The 15,614-nt window shown below is 25.4% G+C and carries 18 protein-coding genes; 7 read left to right on the top strand and 11 right to left on the bottom strand.

Features of this window, described 5'->3' with window-relative positions; genetic code table 11:
* Positions 1-21: 21 nt before the first annotated feature.
* Together QOZ93_RS10160 and QOZ93_RS10155 are read right to left on the bottom strand one after the other, a co-directional pair.
* The gene (locus tag QOZ93_RS10160; RefSeq protein WP_307356199.1) at positions 22-1,674 is read right to left on the bottom strand and encodes an ATP-binding cassette domain-containing protein; all 1,653 of its coding nucleotides are present in this window, start codon (positions 1,672-1,674) and stop codon (positions 22-24) included.
* Between the two features lie 638 nt (positions 1,675-2,312).
* Entirely contained in the window at positions 2,313-2,699 is a 387-nt protein-coding gene (locus QOZ93_RS10155; RefSeq protein ID WP_307356196.1) for a hypothetical protein, read from the bottom strand.
* Between the two features lie 382 nt (positions 2,700-3,081).
* Here QOZ93_RS10155 and QOZ93_RS10150 point away from each other — a divergent pair, with 382 nt between their 5' ends.
* Both QOZ93_RS10150 and QOZ93_RS10145 read left to right on the top strand, forming a co-directional pair.
* Positions 3,082-3,537, top strand: coding sequence for an NUDIX hydrolase (locus QOZ93_RS10150; RefSeq protein ID WP_307356194.1), 456 nt, complete (start codon positions 3,082-3,084; stop codon positions 3,535-3,537).
* A gap of 151 nt (positions 3,538-3,688) precedes the next feature.
* Positions 3,689-4,210, top strand: a complete 522-nt coding sequence (locus tag QOZ93_RS10145; RefSeq protein WP_307356193.1) for a GNAT family N-acetyltransferase — start codon at positions 3,689-3,691, stop codon at positions 4,208-4,210.
* Positions 4,211-4,474: 264 nt separating this feature from the next.
* Here the strand turns inward: QOZ93_RS10145 and QOZ93_RS10140 are convergent, their stop codons facing one another.
* Positions 4,475-4,738 carry a hypothetical protein gene (locus QOZ93_RS10140; protein WP_307356191.1) on the bottom strand — a complete coding sequence of 88 codons (264 nt, stop codon included), beginning with the start codon at positions 4,736-4,738 and terminating at the stop codon, positions 4,475-4,477.
* Between the two features lie 351 nt (positions 4,739-5,089).
* On the opposite strand from QOZ93_RS10140, the gene QOZ93_RS10135 reads away from it, so the two are divergent.
* From QOZ93_RS10135 to QOZ93_RS10125, 3 genes are all read left to right on the top strand, one after another.
* Positions 5,090-5,389, top strand: coding sequence for a hypothetical protein (locus QOZ93_RS10135; protein WP_307356188.1), 300 nt, complete (start codon positions 5,090-5,092; stop codon positions 5,387-5,389).
* A 442-nt stretch (positions 5,390-5,831) separates the two neighbouring features.
* Positions 5,832-6,665, top strand: a complete 834-nt coding sequence (locus QOZ93_RS10130) for a hypothetical protein (protein ID WP_307356185.1) — start codon at positions 5,832-5,834, stop codon at positions 6,663-6,665.
* A 208-nt stretch (positions 6,666-6,873) separates the two neighbouring features.
* Positions 6,874-7,566 carry a hypothetical protein gene (locus tag QOZ93_RS10125; RefSeq protein WP_307356183.1) on the top strand — a complete coding sequence of 231 codons (693 nt, stop codon included), beginning with the start codon at positions 6,874-6,876 and terminating at the stop codon, positions 7,564-7,566.
* A 51-nt stretch (positions 7,567-7,617) separates the two neighbouring features.
* Here the strand turns inward: QOZ93_RS10125 and QOZ93_RS10120 are convergent, their stop codons facing one another.
* The 7 genes from QOZ93_RS10120 to QOZ93_RS10090 all read right to left on the bottom strand — a co-directional run bounded on the left by QOZ93_RS10120 (position 7,618) and on the right by QOZ93_RS10090 (position 13,994).
* The gene (locus tag QOZ93_RS10120) at positions 7,618-8,247 is read right to left on the bottom strand and encodes a hypothetical protein (RefSeq protein ID WP_307356182.1); all 630 of its coding nucleotides are present in this window, start codon (positions 8,245-8,247) and stop codon (positions 7,618-7,620) included.
* A 2-nt stretch (positions 8,248-8,249) separates the two neighbouring features.
* Complete coding sequence (locus QOZ93_RS10115) at positions 8,250-8,885, bottom strand: YcxB family protein (RefSeq protein ID WP_307356180.1); 636 nt, start codon at positions 8,883-8,885, stop codon at positions 8,250-8,252.
* A gap of 177 nt (positions 8,886-9,062) precedes the next feature.
* Positions 9,063-9,872, bottom strand: a complete 810-nt coding sequence (locus QOZ93_RS10110) for an ABC transporter permease (protein ID WP_307356179.1) — start codon at positions 9,870-9,872, stop codon at positions 9,063-9,065.
* A complete protein-coding gene (locus QOZ93_RS10105; RefSeq protein WP_307356177.1) occupies positions 9,866-10,624 on the bottom strand; it encodes an ABC transporter permease in 759 nt (252 codons plus the stop codon). The genes QOZ93_RS10110 and QOZ93_RS10105 overlap by 7 nt, the downstream gene beginning before the upstream one ends.
* The gene (locus QOZ93_RS10100) at positions 10,621-11,460 is read right to left on the bottom strand and encodes an ABC transporter ATP-binding protein (RefSeq protein ID WP_307356175.1); all 840 of its coding nucleotides are present in this window, start codon (positions 11,458-11,460) and stop codon (positions 10,621-10,623) included. The genes QOZ93_RS10105 and QOZ93_RS10100 overlap by 4 nt, the downstream gene beginning before the upstream one ends.
* 91 nt (positions 11,461-11,551) lie before the next feature.
* A complete protein-coding gene (locus QOZ93_RS10095) occupies positions 11,552-13,285 on the bottom strand; it encodes a peptidase domain-containing ABC transporter (RefSeq protein ID WP_307356173.1) in 1,734 nt (577 codons plus the stop codon).
* 379 nt (positions 13,286-13,664) lie between these two features.
* Positions 13,665-13,994: a VanZ family protein gene (locus QOZ93_RS10090; RefSeq protein ID WP_307356172.1), complete on the bottom strand. Its 330-nt coding sequence runs from the start codon at positions 13,992-13,994 to the stop codon at positions 13,665-13,667.
* A gap of 272 nt (positions 13,995-14,266) precedes the next feature.
* Between QOZ93_RS10090 and QOZ93_RS10085 the strand changes: the two genes are divergently transcribed.
* Both QOZ93_RS10085 and QOZ93_RS10080 read left to right on the top strand, forming a co-directional pair.
* Positions 14,267-14,500: a BhlA/UviB family holin-like peptide gene (locus QOZ93_RS10085; RefSeq protein ID WP_307356170.1), complete on the top strand. Its 234-nt coding sequence runs from the start codon at positions 14,267-14,269 to the stop codon at positions 14,498-14,500.
* 56 nt (positions 14,501-14,556) lie between these two features.
* Complete coding sequence (locus QOZ93_RS10080; protein WP_307356168.1) at positions 14,557-15,162, top strand: N-acetylmuramoyl-L-alanine amidase; 606 nt, start codon at positions 14,557-14,559, stop codon at positions 15,160-15,162.
* A 201-nt stretch (positions 15,163-15,363) separates the two neighbouring features.
* On the opposite strand, the gene QOZ93_RS10075 is transcribed toward QOZ93_RS10080, so the two are convergent.
* Positions 15,364-15,594, bottom strand: coding sequence for a hypothetical protein (locus tag QOZ93_RS10075; RefSeq protein WP_307356166.1), 231 nt, complete (start codon positions 15,592-15,594; stop codon positions 15,364-15,366).
* Positions 15,595-15,614: the final 20 nt, after the last annotated feature.

Genomic DNA, 15,614 nt, shown 5'->3' with positions numbered 1-15,614 from the left:
TTCCTGTATCCCCTGTATTTTTTATTTATTCATTGCCAACTTATGATTAAACACATAATTTTCTCTGACCTTGTGAAACATTCCCTTTTCAACTATTGAACCTTCATCCATTAATATTACTTCATCAAACTTATCCAGATTCATACCCAAATTATGTGTAACCATTATAATTGTCTTGTCCTCTAACTCAAACAATATATCCATGACTTTCTTTAAGGTTCCAGCATCCATGGCTGAAAAAGGCTCATCCATGATTAAAACATCGTTTCCACTTACTAAAGATCTGATAAATGATGTAAGCTGTTTTTCACCACCACTTAAGTCACTGCAGTTTTCCTTACTTTTTATCTTATCTATTATACTATTGTCATATTTATTCAACACTTCACTGAAAGTACTGTGTGAATATGAGCCAAATACCGTAACATTATTTTCAAAACTTTCTCTGTATATATGCTCCTGCTGGCTTATGCACATTACAATATCATCAATATTCAAACTTGCAATACTACATCCATCTATACTTATTTCACCACTGTCAGGTATTTCGTATTTCATAAGTAAATTTATCATAGTAGATTTTCCTGAACCACTATGACCAATAATGGCATACTTCTTTCCTTTTTTAAAATTGCAACATATATTGTTCAAGTTAAAATTATCGTAGGAAAGACATACATTCTCCATAGTTATTTTGTCCTTAAACTTTGAGATTTCAGTCGGTTTAAGGTTATTTTCGTTGATATAGTTTATATAGCTTGAAAATCTATTCTTTACGTCTTTTGTAGAATTTAAAGTTGTTATATCATATAGAAAATCCTCAAAAGGCCCTATAAAACAATGGGAATATGAAAATATAGCCAATGCAGTTCCTACGCTTATTTCTCTTTTTATTATAAGTATGCCTACAAGCAAAAATACAATTATCTCCATAAATTTCGTTCCAGAATCATATATCAATGTTGTAAAAGCCTTAAAAATGCCAAAGTTTTTTATAGCTTCAGAAGTTCTGCATACACTACTTTTATGCTGTTTCTTTATTTTTTCACGAGTATTATCATTTATAAGTTTAAAACCCTCTAAATAATCTTTAACCTGTGATGTGTACCTGCCCTGTTGTTCCACATGTTTTTTTCTTACTTTTGCCAATGGCTTTTCAAATAATTTAGGTATAATACATATTACTATTGACATGGAAAACATAATAATAGCTATTTTCCAGTTAATATAAAAACATATTGAAAATGCATATATGCATATTATACTTATGGGTCTAAATAAATCTATTAAAGGCTGAAAATAATCTCCTATGAGTATAGCTATATCCGTATTCTGCATAGATATATACTCACCTATATCTTTCTTCTTAAATATGTTATAACCCATTTTTGAAAATGAATTAAAGAGATCCTTCTGCATATGCTCTCTCATTTTATTAATACGGAGTATGGTATACCTTAAACTTAACCAAGAACAGAGACAATACACAAAAATACAAATTGCCACAACAAATATTATATGAATAAAACTGTTTTGTACATTATTTCCTTTTTGCATTTTATCTAAAAGCAGTTTTTGCATATATGGAACTGCTGCTATGGAAAGAGTAGCCAAAATTTCAAATATGTATTGCAGGATTATATAACCTTTTACATTACTTATATACTTTTTCATTACAAATGTGCTCCTAACTATATTTTGTTATGTGTTTTCATATAAATCTTTTCTAACTTTGGTGCTTTCACATGCCAAGTAGGAGGGTTTATACATATCTTTATCTTCTAAATAAGCCTGTTTCTATTAAGATTATCATATTCACTTATTTTGTCAATATATAATATTATTGGTTAATACTATTATATTTAACATATTATAAAAAATATATATTTTTTAATGTATATATATTTCATAAACCATATACATTGTACTTCTGCTATTTTTGTTCAAAAATATCCTAAAGTAATTTTACACTAACTATACATAATACTTCATATTTAAAATTGATTTCTATATTAAGTTAGGATAGCTAATATTCTACGTCCATTACTCATTAATTATTGACACCACTAATAAAATACCGTAATATCAAGATAATAATAGAACTTAAAGGAGAATTCCTATGAATACTCAAAAAGAAGTAGAGCTATATGAACAAAGAAAATTTGCAATACTAGATAGAGTTAGTGACCTTGAAAATGCTGAATAAAAAGGATTATAGACTGCAATCACTGCAGTTTATAATCCTTTTTATTTTAACAATGTCTTTATATATTTAAAATGTGTATAACAATATGAACTTTACTTAGAATAATTTAATTATTATCATAATCAGCTTGATTTTTATTATAATCAAGTTGTTCTTTTTTCATAAAATATTTAAAAAGAACGATAAATGAAAAAAGAACAGAAATATTTTTAAAGACATAAAATACTTCGCCAATAAACATATTTTTTTCAGATAACAAAATATGTGCAGGCCAAAACAATAAAATATTAACTATTAAATAAATACTTATAATTAACTTAAATATTATATTTATATTAGCTTCGTACATCCATGCATAAATACAAAAACTTAAAGCAACGGAAACAAATAAGCAAAGAATTCGTGGTAAAAAGTGAGACTTTTCAATATCTTGCCACCAAAAACATAATAAGATTTTTTTTAGTATGTTTAATATATTAACCTTTCTTACCATTATTAACCCACCATTCTTAAAAATACTAATATTTTATATTATATAATTGTTGAGCCCCTTCATCTCCTTTCTCTGCTCTTTTTTTAATAAGTCAGTATTAGTTATTATATAAGTTTTATTTTTATCAAAATCACCAACTTTTGAAAAATAAAATTCATATTATTTACTATGTATATATTGGAATTTTAATAAAAAAATGTTAATATACGTATTATATTATGAATTTATCAATAAAACAACGGTGTCCCTATAAATATTTGTTTTCTTTGAGTTATAAAACAATATTAATATATATTTATTTTTTAAAATTAGAAGATTTAAAATATAGATAACCAAGATTTTTTAAACTTATATATTATATAAAATAGAAATGAGTGAGAAAATGGACTATGTAAAATACTTACGTAATAAAATTGGTCATGATGTAATAAATCTTACAGGAGTAAATGTTTTAATAATAAATGAAAACAATCAGGTTCTGCTTCAGAAAAGAGGAACTTATCCATTTAAATGGGGATTAATTGGAGGAATTACGGAACTAGGTGAATCCCTTGAAGAAACTGCAATAAGAGAAGCAAAAGAAGAAACAGGACTAGATATTAAAGATTTACGCTTACTTGGAACAACATCAGGTGAAAATTGTTATATACACTTTCCCAATGAGGATAAAGCATATTTTATAAGTATTGGATATATAACAAAGAGTTTTAGTGGAGAATTAAAAATTGATAATATAGAAACTAAAGAATTAGAATTTTTTAGTTATGAAGATCTGCCTAGTAATATACCTAATAGCCACAGAATACTTTTAGATAAATATTTTAATGGTGACTATTAACTTTAAAATTATTTATTAATTCCATTTTACTATACATTACCTTATTTGTATAAATAAAAATTAAATGTTTATTTTATTGAAATGATATTTAAAATTACCTATAATTAAAAGAATATGTTAAACTAAGAAATTTTAAAGGGGTGATTTAAAGTTGAAAAAAGTTTATTTAGCGATTCCCTCAATGGAACACAAAGATGCATACATTGAAATGATGGAGGAATGGGAATCAACCAAAGGACATATATATCCTGGCTCTATAAAACGAAAGGAATCTGATTATAGTTCTTGGTTAGAAAGAGTAGAATCTTACAAAAAAGATGAAACATGTCCACCTAATTTAGTTCCTTCTAATACTTTCTTTTTGGTAAATGAAGATAATAAAATATTAGGAGCAATTAGTATAAGACATTATTTAAATGAACCATTGCTTAAATTTGCAGGACATATAGGTTATGGAGTTAGACCTAGTGAGAGAAGAAAAGGTTATGCAACTAAAATGTTAAAATTAGCCCTTGAAAAGTGTAAAGATATGGGGATTTTCAAGGTTCTAATAACCTGTGATAAAGATAATATTGCTTCAGCTAAAACTATTATTGTAAATGGCGGGGTCTTTGAAAACGAACTAGCTGATGAGGACGGAAGTATAGTAAAAAGGTATTGGATAACATTATAAGAACTATCGGTAGAAAGTATCAAAAGTCAATTTGGTAATTTGTAAGGAGAGTTCCCCTGCTCCAAAACTAAACTTCAAAGTTTCCGTTCATTTTTATAAAAAATAAGGCTAAGGTGAAAGAGAATTTAAAAGTTCTTAATCTTTTCTTAGCCTTAAAATATTTTAGCAGATGAAAACATTCTCTAAGTCTTTTCAATTATAAAAATTAAAATAATATCCAAGTAATGATATGGTTTAAATAAATAACACTAATGACTATTACGTCTAAGTATGGAATTTCACAAAACCTTCAGTAATTACACATTGAAATATTACAAAGATAAGTATTATTACTGATGTTATAGGAATAACTAAATAAAACTTTTTTTTGGTTTGTAAGTATTTATTCCACTCATCAATTGCTTGATTCACAAGTAGTATTGCACCTAGAAAAATATATAAAACACGTGGAATATTCACCCTTAGTATTATCAATATAAGATATATAATAGAAAACATAATAACAATTACTCTACGAGTTTTCTCCATATTATCTCTCCTTTTTATTTAAATATTTTAGATAAAAAAAGATATATTCATCATTTATTAACTAAATATATTTGATAAAAAATACCTATAATTTCTCAATTTCTTATTTATAATATTATTAATTATCATTATAAATGAGAAGTCAAAGTAAGAAAAGATATGAAAAAAAGGTATTAGATAACATTATAAGAATCATTTTAAAGAATCTATTTTAATTCCAATAACTTAGAGGACTAATATGCTTGTATTATATAATCAACTTGTTTAGTTATTCATAATATGCTAAAATTTTCTGTAAGAAACACACTTAAAATCGTGGACTAAATATCTAATTTTTATGGCGGAAACATTATGAATGATTTATTATACAGATTAATACCTATGATATTAACAATGGGAATAAGTCAAATTCTTTATTTAAAGATTGACAAAAAGTATAGAGTTACAAATAAACTAAGTTTAAAGTTACATATTAACCAGAAGTGGAAGGCATGCTTTTGTGGATGTTGCTCAATGATGAGTATATTAGTTATAGGAATTTTAGGAATATATGTTATCGATATACCATCAATAGTGTATACCATCCTATGTGGGATTATTATAGGTGTAAGTACATGTATGGTTAATGTCTTAAACCCTACTAGTAAATAAAAAATATTTAAATTAATAATTTTATAGTGTATGATATTAACAAAGTTCAGCAATAATTTTGCTGGACTTTGTTTCGTAATATATTAAAATTATTTCTCTATAATCTATTTCGTAAATTTACTGGTTATTAAGTTGATTTACGTTTTTTATATGTTGCATTAAACGAATATTTCGTACTAACTACACAATTTATAAATTAAATATTACTAAAGATTTCTTAAGAAACTCTTAAATATAAACTTTTTTATATATTATTACTGCTAAATTATTTTCTTAATATTAAAAATATTTTAAAAATAGTATTGAATTTTATTTTTAATCATGTATTATATTTATATTAAGTAAGTCTCAATCATAAGAAGTTACGTATTAAATATGAATAAGCTAAATAAAAATTTTAATATTATAGGAGATATAAACAATGATAAAAACAATTGATAGAGTGGAGGAAATAATAAATTTTGCATGGGAATTAAGTCAAGATAATTTGCGTGCCAGTTATCCGAGAATAAATTCAATAAAGGAGCTTAAAGAAGAGTTTGAAAAGGCCATCAATTTGGAAAACCGTAATATAATAGCCTATTATCACCAGGATGTGTTATACGGGGTTTGCACTTATTTTTGGATATCTGATGAAAAGTATGCACAAACATTAGGATTTTTAATAAGCGGAGATTATGACCAAATTGCAGATGAATTTATTAGTTATATAAGTAAGCAATTGCCAGGATATGAACTATTCATAGGTATGCCCTCTACTAATAAAAATGTAAATGAATATTTTATGAAAAACAATACTGAACTAATTGAATCCAGTATTGTTACCGCACTATATAATTTAGAATCACATGGAAATGAAAGCCATAATCAAGTGGAAAAGATTACATATAGTAATTTTGAAGAATATGCTGTGTTTCATGATAAATATGCCATACCATTGGGAATGTATTATAACAGCAATAATCTGCAAAAGGATATAGATCTCTTTCGTATATTTGCATTTAGAGAGAATGGAAGCATATGTGGAAGTATTTTCACAAAGGTTTTCAAAGATATAGGAGAGATTGTTGGTTTATTTATTGATAAGGAATATGAAAATAAAGGTATTGAGAACATTTTAATTAATGAAACGCTAAGGCAATTATATACTGAATTTGGTTCATTAAGAGAAATTTTATTTTTTATTGATGAAGATTGCCCAGATGAATTGAATGCAGCATTAACTGCAGGCTTTAAAATTAAAGAAAAGTATAGATGTTATAAGTGTATACTTTAGATCGTTAATTTTTTATAATTCCAACTAACAATAAGTTATTAATAATTTATGCTCATTAGTTTTCAGTATATACCTACGTATACAGAAATTACACATACTCTATAGGTTAATAAAATGAATAGGTGTATAGGAATAACCACTAGATATAGAAACGAGGTGAAGTTTAGTAGGAATTTCATATTTGTTATTTCCTTATTAAATATAAATTATGAAGAATAAAATAAAATTATTAATTATAATACCTGTTTTTCTTGTTATTGTAGGCGTACTATCAAGTAAACTTCTAGATACTAAATCAGAAGATGTACAACCTACCTCAAAGTCACCAAAGGAATTAGAGAAAAAAGATATAGGTATTAAACATATTTCTGATGATGAATATTTTAAAAAATTTGCTAAAGCAAATCATATATCAATAGAAAAAGCTAAAGCTTTAGACAAAGAAATAACCTTAAATTTTGAAAAATCCCAATGTAAGGACAGTAAAACAATATATAATGACTCTAATAATTATAATAAGGTATGTATCACAGGAGAAAGTAAAATATTAAGGGGTAAAAAAAATTCTCTATCTCTAGGAATTACTGCCGTTGCTAAAATTTATTCTAATGAATTTCATGATAAAGAATTTGTTTGTATTTCTTCTCCAATAGTAGATTCAGTATCTAATGATAATTTTAAATTTGAATCTAGTGGAGGCCATGCAGAAATTGTATGGTATGATAAATCTTCTGTATATTTAACTGATTATGGAGTTCTACATCTTAAAGCGTCCTATGCTGAAAAGTTAGGTATAAGTATTCCTAATTTAAAAGGGGCTGGTTTCTCGGGAGATTCTTTATATGATGATGATACTTATTTTTCAAAGGAAATTGAATTTACATATAAAAAGACCCTTTAAGAATAGCTTTTAAATAATTAGTAATTAATAATTCAAAAAAATCTTTAGATTTTACTCTAAAGATTTTTTTATACACTTATATTTTTTATTTGGTTTTGTAATTTTAGTAGTATATTGTTGTAGCTTATCTATTAACTCAGACTTATCTATTTCTTTCTTATTAACTGGAATTACTGCAATAATATTATTTAACTTATCTGCAATATATATATATTTATCTGACTCATAATAGCCTTCTATCATATTCCAGTAATAAATAGTATCTTTTATACTATCTTTAATATATAATCCTTGATCTTTAATATCTACATGAAATGTATTTTCAATAAAATAAGCAACTTGCTTTTTATTTAATTCAAGATCTACATATTTTCTAAAATTTTTATTTAATTGCATTATTATAATTCCTAAAATAACTATGCCTAATATACAACTCCATTTTATATAATTAGTATAAGCTACATGTATAATTTTATTTGATTCTTCTAAAATTAATGCAAGTTCGTTAATTTTTAAAGAGGAAAAAGTGTACTCATTCAAATATTCTGTAACTATAAATGTACCTACGATAACTGTTAATGTAATTGCAAAAATATATCGTATGATTTCTTTGAACTTTATTAATTTAACTTTTTTACATAAATATCTACTAGAATCTATATCAATTTTAAATTCATACATTCCTAATTCACTTCCCTTAATTCAACGTTAGAGTTTTCTGATACTATTTTAAGTAATCTATCTTTGTTATCTTTATTTAAAGGTATTAAAAAGAAAAGTTTTCTATAGCTTTGAAAAATATATAGATAATCTTTAACTTTCACTATATCTTTAACATTTTCCCAAGTGATACTCCTTTGATAAAATTCTGTTTCTATAGTAATTTTATCTGAATCAAAACTTAATATGTATTCATCTGTAAGATTATTCACGCTACAAACGCCCATATCTATCCCATAATAATTAATTGAATTTTTTCCCTTTAATACATTTTTAATATTATTCTTGATTAACTTTAGTTTACATAAATACGATACACCTGATATGATTGTAGTATAAATGAATAAACCTATTAAAATCATTCTGTATCTACCTATATTAAATGTTGATATTGAAAATAATGGAGAATCTATATATTTTAATATTAAATTTGGTAAAACAAATATATAGATTATAAGAAATAAATAATATAATAACATTCTAATAAGTATCCTTTTTTTTAATGCTTTTATTATATTAGATTTTTTACAGAACAAGTCTATATAACTTTGTTTATCATTTGAAGTGATTGAGATATTAAAACTCTTCTTGTCTTCCATGTAATCTTTCCCCCTGTTGATATTTCATATAATTTAATAAAGTCTATTTTTAGCATATACTAAAAATAGACTTTATGTTAATAATTATCGTGAAATCATCAATCTTAGATTAAAAGCAGTGTTTTTTCTCTTAATAATATCCTAAATAATAATTTAAGCCTTTTATTTTATCTGTGTTTAAAAACCATGTACTCCAACATTTCTTGCCTTTTTTTCTAACATATAATATGCTACTTTTCCTATTATAAGATATCCTATAGAAAGTATAACCAAAATTATAAATTCATGTCTTATACTAAAAATTGTATTAATATTTAATAATGTCCCTCTTAATATATCAACTCCCCATGTAAAAGGAAAAATAAAAGATATATATCTTAATGGACTAGGTAGTAACATAATAGGAAAATAAAGTCCACCTAAAAAGGGAGCCGAATTTCCAATAAAGGAAGCTAGTTGATCCCCTTCTTTAATTATTAAAGTTAAGCCAAATATAAAGAATGTCATACCAAAGGATGCTATTACAGACATTAAAAATATTCCTAACACTATAGCAATATTCATTAATGTTAGACTCTTATAACTTATAATAATTACTAAGATAATTAATGGTAATGATTCAATGGTAGTTCTAATTATGCCTAAAACGGCCCATCCTAATATATTTTCAATACATTTTATAGGACTTAAAAATATATCTTCAAACTGACCAGATTTCATATAACTTCTTAACATAAATATAGTGGACCATAATACTTCTACATATCCCCAATATACAGTTCCTATCATTAAATATTTTATATATGTTTCTATGTTCGTAGTGGGCAATCCTAAAAAACTTGAAATTCCAGTGCTTCCACTATAAAAAATGAGCAAAACGGCAGGTAATATATTAAACAAAGGATATAACAATGATCCTGCCCAATCAATTTTATACCTCTTAGCTGTATAAAAATTTGCTTTAAATATTCCTATAATTCTTACCATACTTCCCATTCTCCTTTGTTTCTTAAATTGTTCTCCACCTTTTTTAAAAGAACTAATCCCAAAATTAAATATACTATGCTTATTCCATTTAATTTTAAAAAGTCCGGAAAAATTTGTGTAAACCTTTTACCATAAAATAAATTTCTCCCTATTTTAATAGAAAAAGTTAAAGGAATTACATTAGAAATAACTCTTACATATCTAGAATACTTGTCTACACTTACCGTAGTACCAGACAATACCCCTATTAATTGTTGGATTAAAAAGTTTACAGAAGATAGTTTTTTAAAATATAGAGTCATAGAAGAAAAGAATATAGAGAAGGTAAACATATATATTCCGTTTGTTAAATAAACTAGAAGCATTTTTATATTGTTAGCCTTACCAATGCCAACCATGGTAAATATCAGCATTGTAATTACAGTTATACATAGACACTTAAAAAACTCAAATAATCCTTTTCCAATTAGATATTGAATCAATGATATAGGACTTAATGCTATACTGACAAATGTGCCTGTTTCTCTTTCCTCGTTAAAACAATCTCCTATGGAGAAAAAGAATTGATTTAACCAATACCATAAAATACTTCCTATTAAAACCATAGATTCAAAGTTCATATCTATTCCTTTAGCTGTAAAAACGTATGGAGCTATCATAAAGAAAGGTGTTAAACTAAGATTTATCCAAATCATTCTATATCTCATTTGGATTTTTAATTCTTTAATAAAAATAGTAATTATAGACTTCATGATAACTTTCTCCTTGTTGTATCATAAATATTTTCATTTTCTATTTTTATATCTTCTGCTTGTAGGTCTATTATTTTCAAAATACTTTCTTTAAAATCTTTTTCACTAACCTTCTTTTCATATTTAACTCCATTTAAGCTATATTTAATATTAATCATTTTTTCTACATCTAAACTCTTTAATGGTTTATCTAAGATAATGCTCCCCTTTTTCATTAATACTATTCTAGAATCATCAGGCAGCGTATGTAGTATATGACTTATTAAAACTATAGTCTTTCCCCTTTGATTTAACTCATGTAAAATTGTCATTATTTCTAAACAGGCTTGAGGATCTAATCCATTTAGTATTTCATCTGCAAATATAATTTCAGGGTCATGAATAAGGGCTTTGCATAACATTAACTTTCTTTTCATTCCCGTAGAATAATTTTCCACCAGCTTTTTATCTTGATTTTCTAAGCCAACTTGCTTTAACAAATACTTTATTCGTTCCTTAAGCACCTTATTTTTTACTCCATATATCTTCCCAAAAACATCTAAGTTTTCTTCTGCAGTTAACTTCCAATATAAAGTTCTCTCATTATTCAAGACTACTCCTATTCTAGTTGAAATCTTTTTCCAATATTTTGTTGTATCTAATCCTAAAACATTTACAGACCCCTTATTAGGAATTAGTAAGCCAATTAAAATTTTCATTAACGTACTTTTTCCCGATGCATTTTCTCCTCCTATAACTACGAATTCTCCTTTATTTATAGTTAAATTTATATCCTTTAAAACTATATTATTATCAAAGGATTTACTGATATTCTTACATATTATACTCTTATCCACTTTATATTTTCATCCCCCTCTTTAAAAGTATTACGCCTAAATTTTTTATAATGAAAAAGATCATGAAGTTACCAGTTTTTACATAAGTATATTATTCTTCAGTTGAAAACATCTTATAAAAATAAGAACTATCCTTATGCAAATCTTCTATAACACCTTTTTCAATAATTGCACAGTCTTTTAGAACAAGAATTTCATCAGATAATTTAATAGTTGATAATCTGTGAGAAACTAATAGTATTGATATTTCAGGAAAGGCTTTTTTGATATTTTCAATAATTCTATTTTCTGAATCTGAATCGGTGTTACAAGTACCTTCATCAATAATAAGTAATTTGGGATTAGTATATAATGCTCTACATAAAGCAACTTTTTGCTTTTGACCTCCAGATAGTTTATTACCTTTTTCACCAATAGTTGTGTTTAAATCAAATGAATCTTTTCCCATAATATTATTTATAGTGCATATGTTTAATAGTTCTTCTATACTGTATTTTGAATGATTTTTTCTTCCAAATGTAATGTTATTTATAATAGAATCATTTAATAAAAACGTATCTTGTGGAACATACCCTATTTGAGCTCTAAATTTACATAGGTCTTCATGTATATTCATACCATTAATAAAGATGTTTCCACTACTAGGAACTAATAAACCTGTTATTATATTAATTAAGGTTGATTTCCCACAACCATTTTCACCAACAACTGCATATGTGCAACCCTTTTTTATGGTTAAATCTATGTTTTTTAGTATTTGTAACTCCTCATATTTAAAAGATACTTTGTCTAACTTTAAGAGAATATCTTTATTCTCCTTATGATAATCGTAATAAGATACATAATTAGTATTTAATTTTGGATTAGTATTAGAGACATTATCTTTCATAAATTTATTAAGTTTATCAAATTCAATTTTAAATACTTGTAGTAATCTATTAAAATTAATAATTCTTTCTATTGGACTATATAATAAGGAAACAAGTAAATTTAGAGATATTAATGTTCCTATTGTCATTGTACCTTTAAAGACTTCTATTCCTCCATAATATAGAACTACAATATTACCTAAAACACTTATAACATTTGCTAAACTATCATAGATTGAAGTGATAATGGCATAGTTAATACCATGTTTGCTAAAATCCCCCTGAATCAAATTGTATTTTTTAATAAATATATTTTCTGTATTAAAAATTCGTATCTCTTTAATACTGTCTAAAGATTCTTTAAGGTTTTGTGTAACTTCAGCATCTTTATCCATCATTGCCATTCTAGTTTTTCTTATTTTAGAGTTAAAGAGAAAATAAAGAAGACCATAGATCGGTAAAATCATAATGGTAATACAGAGCATTTTTATATTTGTTTTCCCTAAAATTATTACGCCTATTACAAGTAAAATACATTCTGTAATTGTATTTAAAAGGATATTAGATAAAAACCAACTAATAGAATTTATCCAATCTCTAAATAGCGTTATAATATATCCTTGCTTTTGTGATGAAAAAGAAGTAAAGTCAAACTTCATAATAATAGATGAAAATATGTTATCTCTTATATCATAAAGAATTTTATATCCAAATTTTGAAAATAAAAATTCTTTTAAAAATGATGTTATATTTTTTAATATATAAAAAGCAAGATAACTCAATACAAATATTACTAATGCGGACATATCTTTTGATGGTAATACATTATCTAAAAGAAACTTTGATATAAAGGTTGATCCTACTATAAAAACATTAAGTAGTAACCCTATAAAAATAGCAATAATATATTTTGGTAGTAATGGTTTTAATAATTTCATTAAATATTCTTTTTTCATTGATTTCCATCCTTTATTAGATTAAAAATATAAATTAATAAACTTATGTTTGCTACTATATAACAAATATTATATATTATTGCAGTAATTTTCACAATATTTAGAATTATTTAAGTTAAATTCTTTTATCATAGGATATATTCAACTTTTAATTTCAATTATATGTCTTGTAATGATTTTACTTATAGAAAATGATACTATAGTTATATATTATTGTATTGCCAATGCATTAATAGTAATTTTAATGTGTTTTAAGATGTATTATAAAATGAATGAAAATAGAAAAATAATACAAAAAAAATCTTTGATAAGTGTTTCTTTAAAAACTTTTTCAATTTGATTATTACACCTCATTACTTTAAAAAATAACAAGGCTATATTAAACCTTGTTATTTTTTATATAAATTTTTAATTTAATATATATATTCATGGTAAAATATCCAATAATGCCACCAAACACATTAAAAATTAAATCTAATATATCTGAACCTCGAGGAATGAATGCTATATTAAAATAACATTGTAAATATTGAAGTATTTCTATTCCTAAAGAAATACTAAAGCAAATAAGTATAACTTTTTTTAAGCTATTTACTTTATTTAAAGAGTCATTAAAATATAGAAGTATTGGTAATGGAGTTAATAATAATATATTTCCAAAAATATTTATAAAACTATATTTGTTAAATCCGTAAGTAAATATATCCAATTAATACCCCTTCTTTGTTAAGTATACAATTCGATAACATCCTTTCTCCCCTTTAATAATGTTTTGTTCTGCTAAGTTATATAATTCTTTTACTATATACCAAATATTATATATTGTGGTCTAAATTGTCCTAAGATTAAAAAAATCGTATTTGTTATAGGATTAATAAAGTTTATGACGTCATAAATGTTTATATATATTTCCTAAAATAAACATATTCAAAAAATAAAATACTCTCTCCTTCTTCATATATAAGTGTAGGAGGTGATCTTATGGAAAATGAACTTTTCAAACTTGCTTCATCTCAAGGAATCTGGGCAGCTTTAAGTGTAGGATTAATATTCTATATTCTAAAAGCCCAGGAACGAAGAGATCTAAAGCAGGAAAAAAGAGAAGAAAATTACCAAAACATTATATCTAGTCTAAGTGCCAAACTAGATACCATGCATGAGATAAAAAAAGACGTGAAAGACGTTAAAAATGCAGTAATAAGCGAACTCAGATGATAAATGACAGATTATAGATGATAAATGATAGATAAAAGATTATAGATTATGAAGGAGTGAGGAAAATTAATATTATAGAAACCAATTTAAAGTTTAGAAATCTTTCCTATAGGAAGAAAACAAATCTTATAGTGTTGCATCATATGCAACACCCTACATGGACCGTTTATGATGCACATAATTATCATAAAAATACTTTAGGCTGGGCAGGTGTTGGCTACCATTTTGTAGTTAATAAAAACGGAAGAATATATCGTGGTAGACCAGAAGGAGCCATTGGAGCTCATGCCTATGGCAACAATAATACAAGCATTGGAATATGTGCCCAAGGTAACTTTATGAAAGAAGTTATGCCAGAGGCTCAAAAAAAAGCAATTATTGATCTATGCAAATACCTACTCGGTAAATATACCGTAGGGTCTGTTAAAGGACATAAAGAAGTTAATTCCACTAATTGTCCTGGTGCACTCTACCCCCTATATAATATTAAGCTAGCCTTAAATAAGCCTAATAATAGTACAGCTAATAAAACCTACAAAGTAAAAAAAGGTGACACTCTATGGGGTATTTCAAGAAGATTTAATACAACAGTACAAAGTTTAAAACAAAAAAATAGTCTTGTATCAGACTTAATATACCCTAATCAAGTATTAAAAATATAAATTTAAAAATTTTTTTAAAAAACTCTATTGTTTGGACTAGCTTATGAGTGTCTTTTAACTTATACGCTTGTCCAAACATTCCTTTTAAAAATCCCCTATGACACAAAGGGAATACTATATGCTACCTTTGTGCGATAGGGGCTTTACGTGAATACTTGGAGCGGATAAGTAAAAATGTATAAGCATTTTATCTAATATATTTTATTTTTCTTTTTTCTCATTTTCTAATTCCATGTAAAGATAGTTTACACCTTCATACCATAACTTAGTATCTTCACGCTCTAAATTATCATAAGTTCTTGAATTATAAAACTTTAATAAGGCATCTTTTTCAGAAATTCCATGTTTCCTCGCAAATCTTTCAGAAACCATTGCTGCTTTTAATGGTATAAACAAATGTACATTATCCTGTGTTACTTTAGGCAATGTCATAATTACACCTCACCTACACT

The organism is Hathewaya limosa (assembly GCF_030815255.1).
In the GTDB taxonomy this organism is placed as follows: Bacteria; Bacillota; Clostridia; order Clostridiales; family Clostridiaceae; genus Hathewaya; species Hathewaya limosa.
This window is presented reverse-complemented; position numbering and strand designations above follow the sequence as displayed.

Coding starts and splice junctions, on each gene's coding strand:
- QOZ93_RS10135 (WP_307356188.1), top strand. CDS start 5,090: ATGAATGATTTATTATACAGATTAATACCTATGATATTAACAATGGGA.
- QOZ93_RS10140 (WP_307356191.1), bottom strand. CDS start 4,738: ATGGAGAAAACTCGTAGAGTAATTGTTATTATGTTTTCTATTATATAT.
- QOZ93_RS10075 (WP_307356166.1), bottom strand. CDS start 15,594: ATGACATTGCCTAAAGTAACACAGGATAATGTACATTTGTTTATACCA.
- QOZ93_RS10095 (WP_307356173.1), bottom strand. CDS start 13,285: ATGAAAAAAGAATATTTAATGAAATTATTAAAACCATTACTACCAAAA.
- QOZ93_RS10110 (WP_307356179.1), bottom strand. CDS start 9,872: ATGGTAAGAATTATAGGAATATTTAAAGCAAATTTTTATACAGCTAAG.
- QOZ93_RS10160 (WP_307356199.1), bottom strand. CDS start 1,674: ATGAAAAAGTATATAAGTAATGTAAAAGGTTATATAATCCTGCAATAC.
- QOZ93_RS10155 (WP_307356196.1), bottom strand. CDS start 2,699: ATGGTAAGAAAGGTTAATATATTAAACATACTAAAAAAAATCTTATTA.
- QOZ93_RS10120 (WP_307356182.1), bottom strand. CDS start 8,247: ATGTATGAATTTAAAATTGATATAGATTCTAGTAGATATTTATGTAAA.
- QOZ93_RS10105 (WP_307356177.1), bottom strand. CDS start 10,624: ATGAAGTCTATAATTACTATTTTTATTAAAGAATTAAAAATCCAAATG.
- QOZ93_RS10125 (WP_307356183.1), top strand. CDS start 6,874: ATGAAGAATAAAATAAAATTATTAATTATAATACCTGTTTTTCTTGTT.
- QOZ93_RS10115 (WP_307356180.1), bottom strand. CDS start 8,885: ATGGAAGACAAGAAGAGTTTTAATATCTCAATCACTTCAAATGATAAA.
- QOZ93_RS10150 (WP_307356194.1), top strand. CDS start 3,082: ATGGACTATGTAAAATACTTACGTAATAAAATTGGTCATGATGTAATA.
- QOZ93_RS10085 (WP_307356170.1), top strand. CDS start 14,267: ATGGAAAATGAACTTTTCAAACTTGCTTCATCTCAAGGAATCTGGGCA.